This window comes from Pseudoalteromonas sp. UBA6610, assembly GCF_002433295.1.
Taxonomy (GTDB): Bacteria; Pseudomonadota; Gammaproteobacteria; order Enterobacterales; family Alteromonadaceae; genus Pseudoalteromonas; species Pseudoalteromonas atlantica.
Genome location: NZ_DJHW01000092.1, coordinates 19,452 through 35,005, shown reverse-complemented (window position 1 = coordinate 35,005; position 15,554 = coordinate 19,452). Strand labels below are relative to the sequence as shown.

The following is a 15,554-nucleotide window of genomic DNA, read 5'->3' as shown; positions in this document are numbered from 1 at the left end:
GGCTTTTTTTATGTCTGTAATTTAGTAAGTAACATACTCACATAAATTCACATATTAACGGCGGTTTTTACGTGCACGTGCACGGCGCTGTTTTTTCTCTTCTTCTTTAGCGGCTTTTTTGGCCTCTGCAGCGGCGCGTAAGCCAGCTACCATAATTTCTTCTTCTTCACGCATGGCTGGGGTTTCCATGGTAATACGGCCGATAATCCCATCACGTAATTCGTTAATCAGTATTTCAGACATTTTATAGGTGTCTATTTGGTTACCGCCACGAATACAGCCACGCTTTTTACCGGCCATTTCTACAAACTCCCAGTCACTTTCTGGCAGTTCATCTATTTTATAGCGTGCTTTTAAAAGCTCTGGGTAGGCTTTTAATAAATACTCTGCGGTATAACTTGCCACATCTTCGTATTCAAGCGCTGTATCACGTATTGCACCGGTGGCACCTAAACGATAACCCGAGTTCTCGTTTTCTACTTTAGGCCACAGCATACCTGGTGTGTCGTAAAGCATAATGCCGTCTTCAAGCTTAATACGTTGCTGCGCTTTTGTTACCGCAGGCTCGTTACCCGTTTTTGCAACTATGCGCCCAGCTAATACGTTAATTAACGTTGATTTGCCCACATTTGGAATACCCATGATCATGGCTTTAATTTGCTTATCGGCGCCCACTTTGTGTGGCACCAATTTTTTACAAAGCTCATTAATGCGGTGCACCTCAGCGGCTTTATCATGGCCAAACGCAATCGCTTTTACGCCACTTTCTTGCTCAAAATAGTCTTTCCACGCTTGGGTCATTTTAGGGTCGGCTAAATCCGCCTTATTTAAAATTTTGATGACCGGCTTGCCTTCACGAAGCGTAGTTACCATAGGGTTTTCACTACTGTAAGGAATGCGTGCATCAAGCACTTCAATGATCACATCCATTTGCGGCATTATTTCTTTAATCTCATTACGGGCTTTATTCATGTGCCCAGGGAACCACTGGATAGCCATTTTTAACTCCTAACATATAATTTGACGCTATTTTAACTGGCAATTCATTTAATTGCGCTATACTGGCGCAAATTTTTTTAGATTAGATATTATGGCTCTTAAATCTACCATTATTAAAGCGCAATTATCGTTAAGCGATATGGACCGTCACGTGTACCAAGATTTTAATTTAACGTTGGCACAGCATCCCTCTGAAACCGAGCAACGCTTGATGATTCGCTTATTAGCCTATGCGCTAAATAGTTGTGATGGCTTAGAATTTACCAAAGGCTTAAGTGCCGACGATGAACCTGAGCTTTGGCATGTAAACTACAGTGAAGAGATAGAGCTGTGGGTTGAGCTGGGCCTGCCAGATGAAAAGCGTCTTAAAAAAGCCTGCAATAAAGCTAAAAAAGTGTTGCTTTATACCTATGGCGAAAACAACCAAGCTATTTGGTGGCAAAAACATCAACCTAAGTTGTACGATTTTAAAAACTTAAGTATTTTTAGCCTTGATTACGCCGCTACTCAGGCACTTGCAGATTTAGCTGACCGCAATATAAAACTTACCATTACCGTTCAAGATGGTGATGTGTGGGTCAGCTCTGATACAGCTAATATCGAAATAAAACCACAACAGTTAATGTAAATTGTAGGTAAGGGCGTATGAAAATAAACCACGTTATTGTATTACACGGCCTTTATATGTCGGGCTTTGTTATGCGCCCGCTCTGCTCTCGTCTTGAACAGTCTGGAGTTAAAGTACTGAATCTCACTTACAATACGCTCGACCCTAACTTAAGCACCATATTTAAACAAATTGATGAGTTTATTGGTGATGAGCCCTCTGCATTAGTATGTCACTCTATGGGCGGATTAATTGCCCGCGCCTACTTAGAGGCAGGCACGCCAGCGAGTCACCATGTCACTAAAGTGATTACGCTTGGCACACCCCATCAAGGCAGCCACATAGCGCAAAAGATGAAGCAAAAAGGGTTTGAAACCTTTTTAAAAAACAGCGTCGAGTTTTTACTCACTAAAAATGGTAACTGGCCGTTTAAGGCCAAGCTTTACAGTATTGCTGGCGATTTGCCCATTGGTTTAATGCCGTTAATTGTCAAAGGCAGTCAGTCCGATGGCACCGTTTTACTAGACGAAACCAAGCTTAAAGGCATGGCTGAGCATAAAGTATTTCATTTAAGCCATACCAGTATGATTTACTCTCGCCAAGTGCTTGAATACATTATTAAGTGCCTTAACGAAGCAACCTAGTCTTCGCCCGCCTCTGCTATTTTATAACTGATTAAAAATATCACCCCTAAAATAAGTGGCATGGGTGCGGCAATGTAGCCAAACGTGTCGGCATTGGCAAAACTTGCGCCTGCTAAATGCGCCACCAGCCCCAATACAAATGCTATAACGGCTATACCTACCACTATTAACTCTGCTTTATTTTGTTTTACTGTTTTTGCATCCATAATCGCTCTCCAATAAATTTAAGATATTTATTTTGCTTGAGTGAATTATGCGCTACAGCCATAAGCATTTACTGATTTAGATCAATACATCAAATAGCCAATATTCAACCTTGTAGAAAACTTGTTTTAGATCATAATTTATCCATGTTTTGTCTTTTTTTTATTGTTAAGGGGTAGAATTTTAATAAATTCAACCCATCTATAATGTATGAGTGATTTATTGCGCTGCACGTTATTAATAGTTAAAACCTATTGCATTGACTGGTTTAAACAATTTTACTAATTAATAGCACTGAGCAATAATGATCATCAGTTCATAAATAAACGGTTCATCAAGGAGCAAGGTATGTCACAGGTAAATGCAATTGGTTTAAACAGCGCAAAAAGCGAAGACATTGTTAAGTCACTCAATACATTATTGAGCAGCTACCAAATTCAATACATGAATGCGCGCGGTTTTCATTGGAATATTAAAGGCCGTAACTTTTTTGAATTACACATTAAATTTGAAGAGATTTACAATCTTCTGCTTGAAAAAGTAGATGAAATTGCTGAACGTATTTTAACGTTAGATGGCGCGCCACTACATGCGTTTTCTGATTACTTAGAAGTAAGTGAAATTAAAGAAGCTAAAAACATTAGCGATGGTACCGCAGCCGTAGAAAACCTATTAGCTGGCTACAGCACACTAATTAAAATGCAACGTGAAATACTAACTCAAGCAGGCGATGCAGATGATGAAGGTACAGCGTCATTAATGGGTGATTATATTTCAGAGCAAGAAAAACTAGTATGGATGTTAAAAGCGTACTTAGACTAAGCTAAAAAATAAGCCCTCAAAAGGGGAGGGCTACAAATAGGGAGAATCGTAAATTTCTTTGCGATTCGGATACTATATTAGCGCCCCCTATTGACTAAACAACGCCACTGTTACCAGTGGCGTTGTTTTTGGTTTAAGCGGAGCATAAATAATTTTAAAGCAAACTAGCCCACCCTTTTCGCGCTTGCAATAAAAAGCCCCAGCAACGGCTGGGGCTTTTGTTAATACCAGCTCCTTAATTAAGTGAAGCTGGAAAAACGACAATTGTGCAGTATTAACTGCTTAAAATTTACTTCTAAAACCAATATAGAAGGTTTGTCCGATTGAGTCATACGTACCTGCGTCGGTTTCAGTACCTGTGCTTGAGCCACTTACACCTGAAAGTATACGTGGAGGCTCTTTATCAAATAAATTGTTAGCGCCGGCGTATAGCTCTACCGCGTCACTTATATGATAGCTTGCTTGTACATCGTGGTAGGTTACTGAGCCAATACCCACGCCGCCAGCAGGTATACCAAAGCCACTTAAGAATTGATCATCAAAGTCAGCAGCCCCTATGTAGGTCATGCTCCAGTTAAAATCAAAGTCATCAAGCTTATAGCCTAAGTTCCAGTTAGCTTTGTGTTCAGATGCGCCAATTTCACCAGCAAACTCATCTTTATCCGCACCCGGTAACGGAATAGTGTAACCGTCAATCAAGTAAGTGTATGCAAGGCGAGTTCTAAATGCGCCTGGGCCAATATCGGCAGAGTAAGTTAGTGTTAAATCAACACCTTCAGTTCCTAAACCACCACTATTTGATACACCACTGTCAATAAACTCAAGTGACCCTGCGCTATTATTACCAGAAGGGCCGCTACGACGAGTTATAAAGCTACAGAAGCTATCGTCACCACCGCCATAACATTGGTCTAAAATAAATTGGCGCGGTGTAGATACAATCGCATCTGTGATTTCTATATCAAAGTAATCAAGGGTAACGTCAAGGCCCGAAATTAGCTCCTCTGGGGTAAATACCACACCCACAGTCACAGAGTCGCCCACTTCTTCTTTTAAGTCTGGGTTACCACGGTTAAAACCACTAATACCCTGTAAATCAGACTGGTTAAGGGTAAACTCACCGTTTGATGCAATATTATTTGCAACACCCGCATCGGCACGACACGCATCACCTACAGCGCCACCGCCACTGTTTGTAACACCTATACATGGATCGTTTAAACCACTTGGGAATGTTTGCGAAGGCGGTGAAAATAACTCATCAATATTAGGCGCACGTGTAGAACGAGCACGGGTAGCACGAAGGCGTAAGCTATCCATCACTTCCCAATCAACACCTACGTTCCAGCTTTCTGTATTACCTACTGTTGAGTAGTCAGATAAACGGACTGCGGCGTTCATTGTTACCGCATCCAGCACAGGAATGTTAGCCTCAACATAGTATTCAGTTACATCAAAAGAACCTTCGGTTGCAGGAATTGCATTACCGGCATTTAAGCCTGCTTGCTGTAGGGCATCAAATTCACTGCGAGAAAACTCTTCGCGGTATTCAAAACCAGCCGCAATACCTACCATACCCGCAGGCAGCTCAAATAAATCACCTGAGACATTACCGCCAATAATTTCTTGCTCTACCGACGTAGAAAGCGTACTTGGCGCACTTACAAAATCAATTGCACCTTGCGATAGTGAATTAAATCCGTAAATGTTTACTGGCGCACAATTAAAGCCACGCGCTGTTGCATCAATACAAATCGCTTCATCGGTAATGCCATCCGCATCTAAATCTTGGCTATCAATTACCGCCTCTAAACCTTGGCGAAAGCTTTGTACATTTACTAAGCCACCTGATACTTGCGACTCTTTCGTTTTACCGTACACATAGTAGGTATCGTAAAACCAGCTGTCGTTAATCTCACCCTGAAAGCCCACAGCTAAGCGGAATGTATCACGCTCTGCACGGGCACCACGGTTACCTACATCACTTAAGCGTTTTGCAAAAAAGATATCTCTAGCACCATCACCGTCGGTGTCTGTTGCTGCATTGTAGATATCATCTGGCACAAAGGCATTTCTGAGCATTTCGCCATTTACGTCAAACTCAATTGGCACGCGGCCATTGGCATAAATGTCATCTGAGGCAAACGGAAAAGGCTCTAACTCTGAAATAGTGGTACTAGATGCGTACGTCCCTTCAAAAAAGAAGCTGTGTTTATCTGTTAGCTCGTAACTACCATTTGAGGCAAATAAGTAGCGCTCTGTTGGTATAGCAATGGTACGTACGCCGCTTCGGTTAAAGCCGTTGGCATCTATACCGTCACCGCCATTGGTGCTAAACGAGTCTTGTAAGTTGTTGTTTGGATCGTAAGTAAAGCGTGTATCGCCTGCATCAAAACGCCCTTGTGGCGGAAATGATGAGAAAAACGGATTAACGGCTTCAAAAATAGAACCCGGGTTTGCCGCCGGATCGTCTTCAAAATAAATACCTGAAAATTGGTCTACTGCAGAGCGCTCACGATCGCGCGAAAACACAGCACCTTGGTCTGAGTAGCCTAAGTGGAACATGGCTTGACCTTTGCCATCACCCGTAGTTAAACCCGAGGTAAAAGAAAACTGGCGTGATTCATCATCGCCTTCGCTTGATTCGCCGTATTGGCCTTCAAATTCTACGCCTTCAAAGTCATCTTTTAGTACAAAGTTAACTACACCTGCAACCGCATCAGAACCATATACTGATGATGCGCCACCGGTCATAATTTCCACGCGCTCAATAAATTGACTAGGAATGGTATTTAAATCAACTGCCGAGCTACCAGGTACACCCGATACATAACGGCGCCCATTCACAAGTACTAAAGTACGGTTTGAACCTAAGTTACGCAAATCAACAGTAGCTACACCCGCGCTTGCCGTCGAAAAGTTAGAGTTAGTACGGCTAATAGCTGGAGAGCCAAATGCTGGGTTTTCTAGCAGTAGGTTTTGGATGTTTAAAGAACCCGATGCATCTATTGCCTCGCCACTTACAACCTGTATAGGTGCAGATGACATCGCCTCGGCTGAACGAATACGAGAACCCGTTACTTGCACGCGTTCTATTTTTTCTAGTTCGTCTTCTTCTGCGGCTAAACCTTGAAAAGAAAAGCCAGCAAGCACTGTCGCACTAAGTGCTAAAGACAATGAAGATTTTTTAAATGTACGACTATCTAAGTTATTTATTTTTTTCATACTATAATGTCCCTGAAATGTTATTTTTGTAACTGGTTGGTTACAAACATTTCAACATTAAGTGGAATAATTTTAAGACACTATGCGCATTATTTAATAGGCATTTAGTCAGGTACAAACAGCAGGATATATGGGATGAAGGTACTTATCCCAGATTGTTATAAATTAGATTAAATTTTTTTTAACATTTTTTATTAAATACACGGTCTTTATAACTACACACTCTAGAGATGGATTTTTTTATGATTACTTACTTTCATGCACTAATTAGAGTTAGCACGAGCAAATTTGCAACATTCTTAACTCAGCAGGTGCAAGCTCACCGTCACTTTGATTCGCAAACACAACTGCCCGAGCAGCGTTTAGATCAAATAGATACCTCTCGTTTTAATGTGCTTTTTTACGAATTATCTAATTTAAATGATCCTACTCAAATAGTGCACCTAACTGAATTGGCTAAAACAATGAAAGTGGTGGTGATTGCTAGGTCGGCTGAATTTGCTAATTTTGCGTTTGAAGTCGGCGCAGTCGATTTTTTAACCGTCGATGCAACCGCTTCAAGGCTTGAAAAATGCTTCGATAAGCTTATTCATTTATGCCCATTAGCCACACAAGCCGAGCGCTTGTTTAAAGCCGCATCTGAAAACGAGCAACCCATTGCTGCACATATTGTTGTTAAAGATGTAGGAAAGGTACGTTTAATAGATATTAACGATATTGTATGGATTAACGGTGCGGGTAATTATGTAGAGCTACACTTTAATGGTAACAGCGCCCCCGTTTTACACCGTGAAACCATGAAAAACATTGAGCAACAGCTAGAGCCTGAAGGTTTTATACGTATTCACCGCTCCACGCTAGTTAGAAAACATGCCATAAAAGAGCTTATGCCAACAGACAGCGGCGACTATAAAGTGAAGCTTAAAAACAATATCTCGTTAAATTTATCAAGAAGGTACAAAAACTGCTTAGAAAGCATTATAAGCCCCGTAGCATAGGGGCTTGTAATTCTATTTACCAGTAGGTTTTAATGTATTCATCGTCTGGGTGATGATGTAGGTAGCTTTCTGAGTCTTTATAAAAGTTAACTTCAATATCGCTGTTGCTCCAGACCTTCTCGAACATATTTTTAGCAATAATGTTTGCATATAAGTAATCTACGCGTTCGTAGCCACGCTCTTTTACGCTGGCAAAGTACGCCTCTAACGAGTCCATGCTATCTACAGTTATTAACTCAAATTCTTCTAAATTAACCACAACACACTTTACCGCGCCTTTGGGGTGCATACTTAGTTCGTTCACCACGCCATTCGTTAGTAAAGTAATTCCTTCATTATTAAAACTACCCATTAGCTTTAAATACATGGTGGGTGGCTGAGAGCAAATATAAAACTCTCCATGTGCTCCAAACATAAATAACCTTTTATATATCAGTGCTTCATTAAAGCTTAATACATTTTGCGTATTTTGCAGTTAATTTATAAGCGCGATAAAAAAGGCCATTTCGAGGGCTTTTTCTTCAAGGCTTTTAAAACGCCCAGATGCGCCGCCATGCCCAGCATCCATATCGGTTTTAAATACCAGTATATTGTTATCGGTTTTGAGTTCTCGCATTTTTGCTACCCACTTCATAGGCTCCCAATATTGTACTTGAGAGTCGTGCAGGCCTGTGGTGACTAAAATATGCGGGTAGTCTTGGGCGCTAATATTATCGTACGGTGAGTACGCGGCTATTACATCATAAAAGTGTTCATCGTTTGGGTTGCCCCATTCATCATACTCGTTAGTGGTAAGTGGAATACTTTCATCTAGCATGGTGGTTAACACATCTAAAAATGGCACATGACACCCTACACCTAAATAAAGCTCTGGCGCTTGGTTTAATACAGCCCCCATTAACAAACCACCTGCACTGCCGCCAGAGGCAAATACTTTGTTTTTATCACCGTAGCCTTGCTCTACAAGAGCCTTTGTAATATCAATAAAGTCGCTAAAGCTATTTTGTTTATGCTCTTTTTTACCTTGCTCGTACCAATGGCGTCCTAGCATTTCGGAGCCTCTAACATGTGCAATCGCATACACAAAACCGCGATCTAGCAAACTCAATGAGGTACTCGAAAAGCTCGGATCTATCGTGTAACCATATGCACCATAGCCATATTGAAACAGTGGGTTAGTGCCATCTTTGGTAAAGGTGTCTTTTCTATAAACTAACGAAACAGGTACTTGCACGCCATCACGTGCTGTCACGAATAAGCGCTCAGAGGCATAAAGTGCACTATCAAACCCGCCCAGTACTTGCTGCTGTTTTAACAATGTTTTTTTGCCCGTGGCTAAATCAACATCGTACAACGTTCCAGGCGTGGTTAGACTTGAATAATAAATACGTACCGAACGCGCCTGTGGCTCGGGGTTCATCGCCACAGCGGCATAGTAGCATGGGTCGCTAAATTCAAGCGCCATGCGCTCTTGAGCTTGGTTAATAACAACAAAGCGAGCTTGACCTTGCTCGCGCTCAGTTAATACTAAAAAGTCGTCAAATATCTCTACGCCTTCAAGCAATACATGCTCACGGTGCGCGGTGTGCTCTTGCCACTGCGTTTTATCTGCAATCGTTTCGCTTGTTGCCGTCATCAGTCTGAAATTTTTAGCTTGCCAGTTGGTTACTATGTAAAAAGTATCACCGTGTTTATCTATATCAAACTCATGCCCTTCTTCGCGCGGTAGTAATGCGTTAAATTCTCCTTGCGGGTTATTGGCATCAAGCACCCAGGTATCGTTTGTTTCGGTGGTGGCCAAATCTATAATAATAAGGCTCTCGTCACGGCTTTTACCCAAGCCCATAAAAAAGCTTTTATCGTGCTCTTCATACACCATAACATCTTGGCTTTGCGCTGTGCCTAGTTCATGCCTAAACACCTGAAAACCCAGTAACGTTTGTAAGTCTTTTTTAACGTAAAATACGGTTTTATTGTCGTTAGCCCAAACAATTTGCCCTTCAGTGTTTTCTAAAACATCGCTGAGCATTTCACCTGTTTGCAGGTTTTTAAAATGTACGCTGTAAATTCTGCGCCCTTCGGTATCTTCGCTGTATGCCATTAATTGCTCGCATGGGCTTAGCGCGACTTCACCTAGTTCGTAAAATTCATGGTTTTGAGCTAAAGCATTTACATCAAGTAGTAACTGCTTGTTATCGGTGTTAATACTTGTGCTTCTGTAATGGCGCGAATACTCATCGTCACCACGTACCTCTGAGTGATACCAGTACTTGCCATCTTTAACCGGCACCGTGTTGTCATCTTTTACGATGCGCCCTTTTAGTTCTTCAAAAATACTGTTTTGAAGTGGCTTTATTGCGGCTAGTTGCTCATCGCAGTATGTATTTTCGGCCGCTAAATGGGCGAGTATTTCTGGGTTTTCGCGCTCATCATCGCGCATCCAGTAGTAGTTATCGGTGCGCGTTTTATTGTGCATAGTTAATTGATGAGGTTGCTTTTTAGCAACAGGAAAACGAGCTAATGATTGAGAAGAAAATTCACTTAAAGACACAACAAAACCGTATAAAAAATAACAATGCAGGCAGTTTATCATAAAAATAAAAAAGCCCACTCATAGAGAGTGGGCTTGAGGTATAAGTCCAAATTTTAAAATTACTGCAATTTTATTCTTGTCATTACACCCATGGGAAGATGGTTTTTATTTTAAAAGCGCTAAGTGACCTTAGTCCAGGCCATTGCCCAGCTTTTTCCGATACCAGGTTCAAAGCTTGGGTCTTTATCATTATTGGTTCTGCAAAATTGGCTAAATGGCCATGCCTTACATTGGTATATATAACCGGTTTTAGGCTGCAGCACGCGAGTACCCGCGTTGTATTGCTCGCCCCCATTAGGGTATACAAAATCATATGCTTGGTTGGTGCACTTAGCGGGGGTATCGCACTTTGCAATGCAATGAAAATCAACCTTTGCCTTATTAATACCGCTACTTTCTAGGGCAAATATTTCGTTATCTCGATAGCCAACAACCAACCCTTGCTTGGTCATTCTACCTGCACTTACCAGGGGCACATGCACGTTTATATACTCAGCAACTAAGCGTGGCCAAGCATGAGGCTCACCTTGTTCTAAAGAGGTAATTTTATAATCAAACGATAAATCAACAAGCACTCCTTGCATGTCTGAAAAGGTTACACTAACCACATCCCCAATGAACAATTGAGTATGATGGTTTAAACAACCTATAGTTGACCATTTTCCACAGGCCAACGACGTATGCATAAACACAGTAACACCTTAAGAGTCACAAAATTTTATCCATATCATATGGATACACAAAAACGACACTGAGGGCAAGCAATACCGTATAAAAATTATGCAGCAGCCCCGCTATCGTAGTTTACACCTTAGACCGGAAACTTTGCGTCTTAGCCTTTCGACTAATTTGCCAACAGAAAAAAGTGATTATAAAACGTGCGCAAAGCTTATTCAAACAAAAGAATGTAACCGAGATTTTTATATAACCCTAAATAACTAAAAAGCCAACTTGTTAAAGTTGGCTTTTAATAGTTTAAGAGGTTTGGTTTATAGGGGCTTTTCGCCTAAATACTTTTCGAAAAGCCATTTTAAACACGCCGCCAATATCGCCTAAAATAATGTACAAGCACGGCACCAATATAAGGGTGATTAGTGTTGCAAACATTACCGCAAAGCCTAGCGCTACTGCCATAGGGATTACAAATTTAGCTTGTAAACTGGTTTCAAACATTATGGGCAGAACCCCTGCAAAGGTTGTAATTGAAGTTAATAATATTGCCCTAAAGCGTGCACAACCGGCTTCTATTACCGCGTTTTTAACACTTACACCCTCTCGGCGTACTTGGTTTACGTAGTCGGTCATTACCAGCGAGTCGTTTATTACTACGCCGGCCGCGGCTATTAAACCAAAGCCCGACATTAAGCTAATGTCTAAATCAAACCAAAAGTGTCCCCAAATAGCCCCCGTTAAACTAAACGGAATAACCGACATAACAATAAGCGGCTGGGCATAACTTTTAAGTGGTACAGCAAGCAATATATAAACTAAAATCATGCCGCCTACAAAAAACAGCAGCTGCTCATTAGCTTGCGCTTGTTGCTCTTCTATTGCGCCACCTAGCTCTGATTTAACACTTGGGTATTCTTCTTTAAGTTGTGGCAGTAAGTTTTCTTTTACTTGCGAAACCACTTCGCCTGGCTCTATAGCTTCTTCATCAATACTGCCGTACACATAAACAGTACGATAACCGCCCTCACGGCGAATATAGCTAATACCCGGCGTTTCGGTTAATTCAACCACATCACCTAAAAGTACTTCACGCCCTTGCGGTGTAGTAACTACTGTGTGTTTTAGCGATGAAAACGCTTCGCGAGTCAGTTTAGGGTAACGTACCATTACTCTTACTTCTTCGCCGTTACGTATTACACGCTGTGCTTCGCCACCATAAAAACTAGCGCCTACTTGATTTGCAATGTTAGCAAGGTCGAGCCCTAAATCGTAAGCTACAGGTTTTAAGCTCATTTGCACTTCTTTGCTAGCAGGGTCAATGGTTGAACTTATATCAAACAAGCCTTTTTGTTGCTGCAATAGCTGAATAAAACGACGGCCTGCCGCATTAAGCGTTTCTATATCTGAGCCAAACAGTAAATAACCAAATTCGCCTTCGCCGGTGCCGCCACCGCCGCCAACATCATCTTCAATAGTGAGTGATTTAATACCGGCAATGGTTGGCATGGCTTCTCGCCAGCGGCGCGAAAGTTCAAACGCGTTATAAGGGCGTAAGTCTTCATCAACCAACGGCGCAAGTAACTGAGACTCCGTTCTGCCTTGGTTAAATACCAGTACATCACGAATTATTTTTTGGCCAAATTCACGCTCTGTTTCTTCATCAACTCTTAACACCATGGCTTCTACTTCACGAATAGCTGCAATAGTTTGTAAATCAGACACATTGTCATTCATTTCTATTTGAATTTGCGGAAAATCATGCGGCACTTTAGGAGTGGGTACAGTACGTACTTTATTTGATGTGATCAGCGCAATGCTTATAAAAAACATAGCAATAAAGCCAAACAATACTGTCCAACGCCAATCTACACAACGCGATATAAAACGCTTATAAGGGCCATTTACAAAGCCAAAAAAGCGGGTATTAAACCTATCGCGCCAGCCCCCTTTTTTAATAGGTGAAAAGTGCGTGTGGGCAATGTGAGCCGGTAAAATAAGTTTTGATTCAACTAAGCTAAATACTAAACACAGCATAACTACTACGGCAATACCGTAAAAGAAGGCGCTTTCTGGCCCGCTTGAAAGTGTAAACGGGGCAAACACCGCAATGGTTGTTAGTACACCAAATGTAGCAGGGGTTGCTACACGGTTAGCACCACGGACGACGTTTTCAACTCCGCCTCCGCTTTTTTCAACCTCAGTATAGGCGGCCTCTCCTATTACTATGGCGTCATCTACCACAATCCCGAGCACCATAATAAAAGCAAACAACGAAATAATATTAATGCTTATACCAAATAAAGGCATTAGCATCATGGCGCCTAAAAAGCACACTGGTAAGCCAATCATTACCCAAAGCGCTAATTTAAAGCGCAAGAATAACGAAAGCATAATAGCGACTAATATTGCCCCTTGAAACAAGTTAGCTTTCATCATATCAAGGCGCGCATTTAGGTAGTACGTCATGTCCATTAATGGCTCTAACCTAACGCCCGGTGGCAGCTGGGTATTTTTTTGCTCAATAAATGCTTTAACCGAATCGGCAACGGGGATCATGTTTTGATCTTGCGTTGCCTTTACCGACATATACACCGCGTTTTCGCCATTAAATTTAAAGTAGCGCTCGCCTTCGGTAAATTGGTCTTTAATAACAGCAATGTCTTGCAACAATACTTTAGCGCCGTATTCGCCTATTTTTACCGGAATTTGTCTAAATTCATCGCCAGAGTAATACTGGTTTTCAACCCGAACAGAAATAATCCCCGCATCTGTTGTTAGTTGCCCCGCCGAAAAATTAGCAGAGTAATTACGCACAGCGGTCATTACATCGCTTAGGGTTAAGTTGTATTGGCGCAAAGTGTCTGGGTCGATTTCAATGGCAATTTCATCAAGCGGCACATCGTTTTCTACCAACGACACGTTTGATAGCTGTAATAGCTCATCTTCAATTTGATTGGCAATTGGTTTGAGTTCTGTCAGCGGCAAATCGGCAACTAAGGTCATCCCTATAACATCTTGCCTAAACTCAATCTGACTTATGGTGACCGGTTCCATACCCGCAGGAAAGGTTGCAATACCATCAACACGCAGCTTTACCTTATCAAGTACATCGGTAAGCTCTGCATCAGTGTTAATTTCAAGGCTTGCTCTACCGCCATTTCTAAAGGCGCGGTACACGCCCTTTTTAATTTCGGTCACATCCTTTAGTGATTCTTCAATTTTTATAAGAATGCTTTCTTCAATTTCTTGTGGTGAGGCACCGGGGTAATTTGCCTCAACATTAATGTAGTTAATTTCTACATTAGGAAACATTTGGCGCTGAATGGTTAAGTAGCTAATAATCCCCATGATGATAATAAAAACCATCATTAGGTTGGCTGCAACAGAGTTTTTAGCAAAATAAGCTATTAACCCTGTTTGTTTTTTTTCAATTGATTCGCTCATTAATTTACACCTTACAACTGTTGCGCATCAGCGCTACTTTCGGTGTTTGTATTAGCGTTACTTGGCTCGCCCATGCCAGCCACTTTAACCTGCATGCCTTTTTGTGGGTACTCAGGTAACGTGGTAACCAACTTATCATCGGCGTTAAGCCCGCTGCTAATATAAAAGTACTCGCCTTCTTCTCTCACTACGGTTACTTTGCGCGGTTCAAGTTCTTGGTTTTCGTTAACTATCCACACCGTTTGGTTATTAACTAATGATTGTGGCAAACGGTAAATATTATTAAGCATGGCGCCTGCAAAATTAACCTGCACGTAGCTGCCAAATTTAATAGCCGGTTGCTGTGTTTTTAAGCCGTATGGGTCTTCAATACGTACCACTAAGCTGCTCATGCGCGTCGCGTTATCTACAATACCTAGGTCGCGGTCAATCACGCCTTCACGTGTAAAACTGTTTAAACCTTTTTGAATAATAGTGGCCTTAATGCCCTTAATTCGCTCCGGTAAAAATACGCTATCAAAACCAGCAATAGGAATAATAACCTCTGCTGTTTCTATATTATTTAAATCGGCCACTTGTGCGCCCATAGCCACAAACTGGCCTACCCCCACATTACGACTTATAACAAGCGCATCGTAAGGTGCTTTTATATCGCAGTTTTCTAAATCGCGTTGCGCTCTTTTTAATGCGGCTTGCGCCGATTTAACCGCCGCTTGGGCGCTTAGCACCTGCGGTTTACGTAAAAACAAGTCGGTACGTGCCTTACTCGGAAAACGCTTTGCTTCGTCTTCGGCTACTTTTGCCTGCGCTTGCTCTTCAATTAAGGCCGCTTTGGCACGCGCTAAATCGGCTTCGGCTACCAATACGGCTGCTTCGTAGTTGTCTTTTTCAATGCTAATAAGTGTATCGCCACGAGAAACTACGCCACCCGCTACAAAGTTAGGGTGCCAGCTAATTACTTCGCCCGACACCTGCGCCGCCAACTGCGTATTTTCTAATGGTTTTATTTCGCCATAGCTGTTTATTATTACTTGATGATTATTAGCTTCTACAGGCTCAACTTGCACGGTGGGGCGTGTATCTACTGCTGTGTTACTTTGATCTTCTTGTGCAATAGCGTTTATTCCCATAAAGCCCACTACACCAATGGCTAATGCTACAAATGGGAACACCCATCTCAGTGAATTTGATTGCATATCCTAATTACCTCATATTTCTACTAACACTATAATAACAGAGCGCAATAAAACATTAACCTGACATTTGTAAGCAACTGTTACAAATAAAATTGGGAACTAAATATAGCTGTGTACCCGTTAACAAACACCTGCTATTCATCGCATTTA

The 15,554-nt window shown here is 41.7% G+C and carries 12 protein-coding genes and 1 riboswitch; of the genes, 4 read left to right on the top strand and 8 right to left on the bottom strand.

Translation table 11 applies throughout. The features are described 5' to 3' along the window. Positions 1 to 54: 54 nt before the first annotated feature. Entirely contained in the window at positions 55 to 999 is a 945-nt protein-coding gene (ylqF, locus tag B4F91_RS12345) for a ribosome biogenesis GTPase YlqF (RefSeq protein WP_054983594.1), read from the bottom strand. 91 nt (positions 1,000 to 1,090) lie between these two features. On the opposite strand from ylqF, the gene B4F91_RS12340 reads away from it, so the two are divergent. Both B4F91_RS12340 and B4F91_RS12335 read left to right on the top strand, forming a co-directional pair. Further along, entirely contained in the window at positions 1,091 to 1,627 is a 537-nt protein-coding gene (locus B4F91_RS12340; protein ID WP_286936847.1) for a YaeQ family protein, read from the top strand. A 17-nt stretch (positions 1,628 to 1,644) separates the two neighbouring features. Continuing rightward, positions 1,645 to 2,250, top strand: coding sequence for a DUF7379 domain-containing protein (locus B4F91_RS12335; protein ID WP_286936848.1), 606 nt, complete (start codon positions 1,645 to 1,647; stop codon positions 2,248 to 2,250). Here B4F91_RS12335 and B4F91_RS12330 read toward each other — a convergent pair. After that, a complete protein-coding gene (locus B4F91_RS12330) occupies positions 2,247 to 2,456 on the bottom strand; it encodes a hypothetical protein (RefSeq protein WP_024033977.1) in 210 nt (69 codons plus the stop codon). The genes B4F91_RS12335 and B4F91_RS12330 overlap by 4 nt on opposite strands. A gap of 346 nt (positions 2,457 to 2,802) precedes the next feature. Between B4F91_RS12330 and B4F91_RS12325 the strand changes: the two genes are divergently transcribed. After that, positions 2,803 to 3,276 carry a Dps family protein gene (locus B4F91_RS12325; protein WP_096042489.1) on the top strand — a complete coding sequence of 158 codons (474 nt, stop codon included), beginning with the start codon at positions 2,803 to 2,805 and terminating at the stop codon, positions 3,274 to 3,276. Between the two features lie 282 nt (positions 3,277 to 3,558). On the opposite strand, the gene B4F91_RS12320 is transcribed toward B4F91_RS12325, so the two are convergent. Continuing rightward, on the bottom strand, positions 3,559 to 6,501 hold the full coding sequence (locus B4F91_RS12320) for a TonB-dependent receptor domain-containing protein (protein WP_286936850.1): 2,943 nt from the start codon (positions 6,499 to 6,501) through the stop codon (positions 3,559 to 3,561). Between the two features lie 242 nt (positions 6,502 to 6,743). Here B4F91_RS12320 and B4F91_RS12315 point away from each other — a divergent pair, with 242 nt between their 5' ends. After that, positions 6,744 to 7,499 carry a LytR/AlgR family response regulator transcription factor gene (locus B4F91_RS12315; protein WP_024033980.1) on the top strand — a complete coding sequence of 252 codons (756 nt, stop codon included), beginning with the start codon at positions 6,744 to 6,746 and terminating at the stop codon, positions 7,497 to 7,499. A gap of 16 nt (positions 7,500 to 7,515) precedes the next feature. Here B4F91_RS12315 and B4F91_RS12310 read toward each other — a convergent pair whose 3' ends face one another. From B4F91_RS12310 to B4F91_RS12290, 5 genes are all read right to left on the bottom strand, one after another. After that, entirely contained in the window at positions 7,516 to 7,914 is a 399-nt protein-coding gene (locus tag B4F91_RS12310; protein WP_055255445.1) for a hypothetical protein, read from the bottom strand. Between the two features lie 60 nt (positions 7,915 to 7,974). Beyond that, complete coding sequence (locus B4F91_RS12305) at positions 7,975 to 10,092, bottom strand: S9 family peptidase (protein ID WP_414704610.1); 2,118 nt, start codon at positions 10,090 to 10,092, stop codon at positions 7,975 to 7,977. Positions 10,093 to 10,211: 119 nt separating this feature from the next. Next, positions 10,212 to 10,778 (bottom strand): chitin-binding protein, encoded by a 567-nt coding sequence (locus B4F91_RS12300; protein WP_256846394.1) that lies wholly within the window; start codon positions 10,776 to 10,778, stop codon positions 10,212 to 10,214. Positions 10,779 to 10,873: 95 nt separating this feature from the next. Next, a riboswitch (cyclic di-GMP riboswitch) is annotated at positions 10,874 to 10,956 on the bottom strand. Between the two features lie 111 nt (positions 10,957 to 11,067). Next, positions 11,068 to 14,208: an efflux RND transporter permease subunit gene (locus B4F91_RS12295; protein WP_064385951.1), complete on the bottom strand. Its 3,141-nt coding sequence runs from the start codon at positions 14,206 to 14,208 to the stop codon at positions 11,068 to 11,070. Positions 14,209 to 14,219: 11 nt separating this feature from the next. Continuing rightward, a complete protein-coding gene (locus B4F91_RS12290) occupies positions 14,220 to 15,404 on the bottom strand; it encodes an efflux RND transporter periplasmic adaptor subunit (protein WP_138611253.1) in 1,185 nt (394 codons plus the stop codon). Between the last annotated feature and the right edge of the window lie 150 nt (positions 15,405 to 15,554).

What these genes read in the sequence shown, in the direction of transcription:
- ylqF (WP_054983594.1), bottom strand. Translation starts at nt 999, where the DNA reads ATGGCTATCCAGTGGTTCCCTGGGCACATGAATAAAGCCCGTAATGAG.
- B4F91_RS12340 (WP_286936847.1), top strand. Translation starts at nt 1,091, where the DNA reads ATGGCTCTTAAATCTACCATTATTAAAGCGCAATTATCGTTAAGCGAT.
- B4F91_RS12335 (WP_286936848.1), top strand. Translation starts at nt 1,645, where the DNA reads ATGAAAATAAACCACGTTATTGTATTACACGGCCTTTATATGTCGGGC.
- B4F91_RS12330 (WP_024033977.1), bottom strand. Translation starts at nt 2,456, where the DNA reads ATGGATGCAAAAACAGTAAAACAAAATAAAGCAGAGTTAATAGTGGTA.
- B4F91_RS12325 (WP_096042489.1), top strand. Translation starts at nt 2,803, where the DNA reads ATGTCACAGGTAAATGCAATTGGTTTAAACAGCGCAAAAAGCGAAGAC.
- B4F91_RS12320 (WP_286936850.1), bottom strand. Translation starts at nt 6,501, where the DNA reads ATGAAAAAAATAAATAACTTAGATAGTCGTACATTTAAAAAATCTTCA.
- B4F91_RS12315 (WP_024033980.1), top strand. Translation starts at nt 6,744, where the DNA reads ATGATTACTTACTTTCATGCACTAATTAGAGTTAGCACGAGCAAATTT.
- B4F91_RS12310 (WP_055255445.1), bottom strand. Translation starts at nt 7,914, where the DNA reads ATGTTTGGAGCACATGGAGAGTTTTATATTTGCTCTCAGCCACCCACC.
- B4F91_RS12305 (WP_414704610.1), bottom strand. Translation starts at nt 10,092, where the DNA reads ATGATAAACTGCCTGCATTGTTATTTTTTATACGGTTTTGTTGTGTCT.
- B4F91_RS12300 (WP_256846394.1), bottom strand. Translation starts at nt 10,778, where the DNA reads ATGCATACGTCGTTGGCCTGTGGAAAATGGTCAACTATAGGTTGTTTA.
- B4F91_RS12295 (WP_064385951.1), bottom strand. Translation starts at nt 14,208, where the DNA reads ATGAGCGAATCAATTGAAAAAAAACAAACAGGGTTAATAGCTTATTTT.
- B4F91_RS12290 (WP_138611253.1), bottom strand. Translation starts at nt 15,404, where the DNA reads ATGCAATCAAATTCACTGAGATGGGTGTTCCCATTTGTAGCATTAGCC.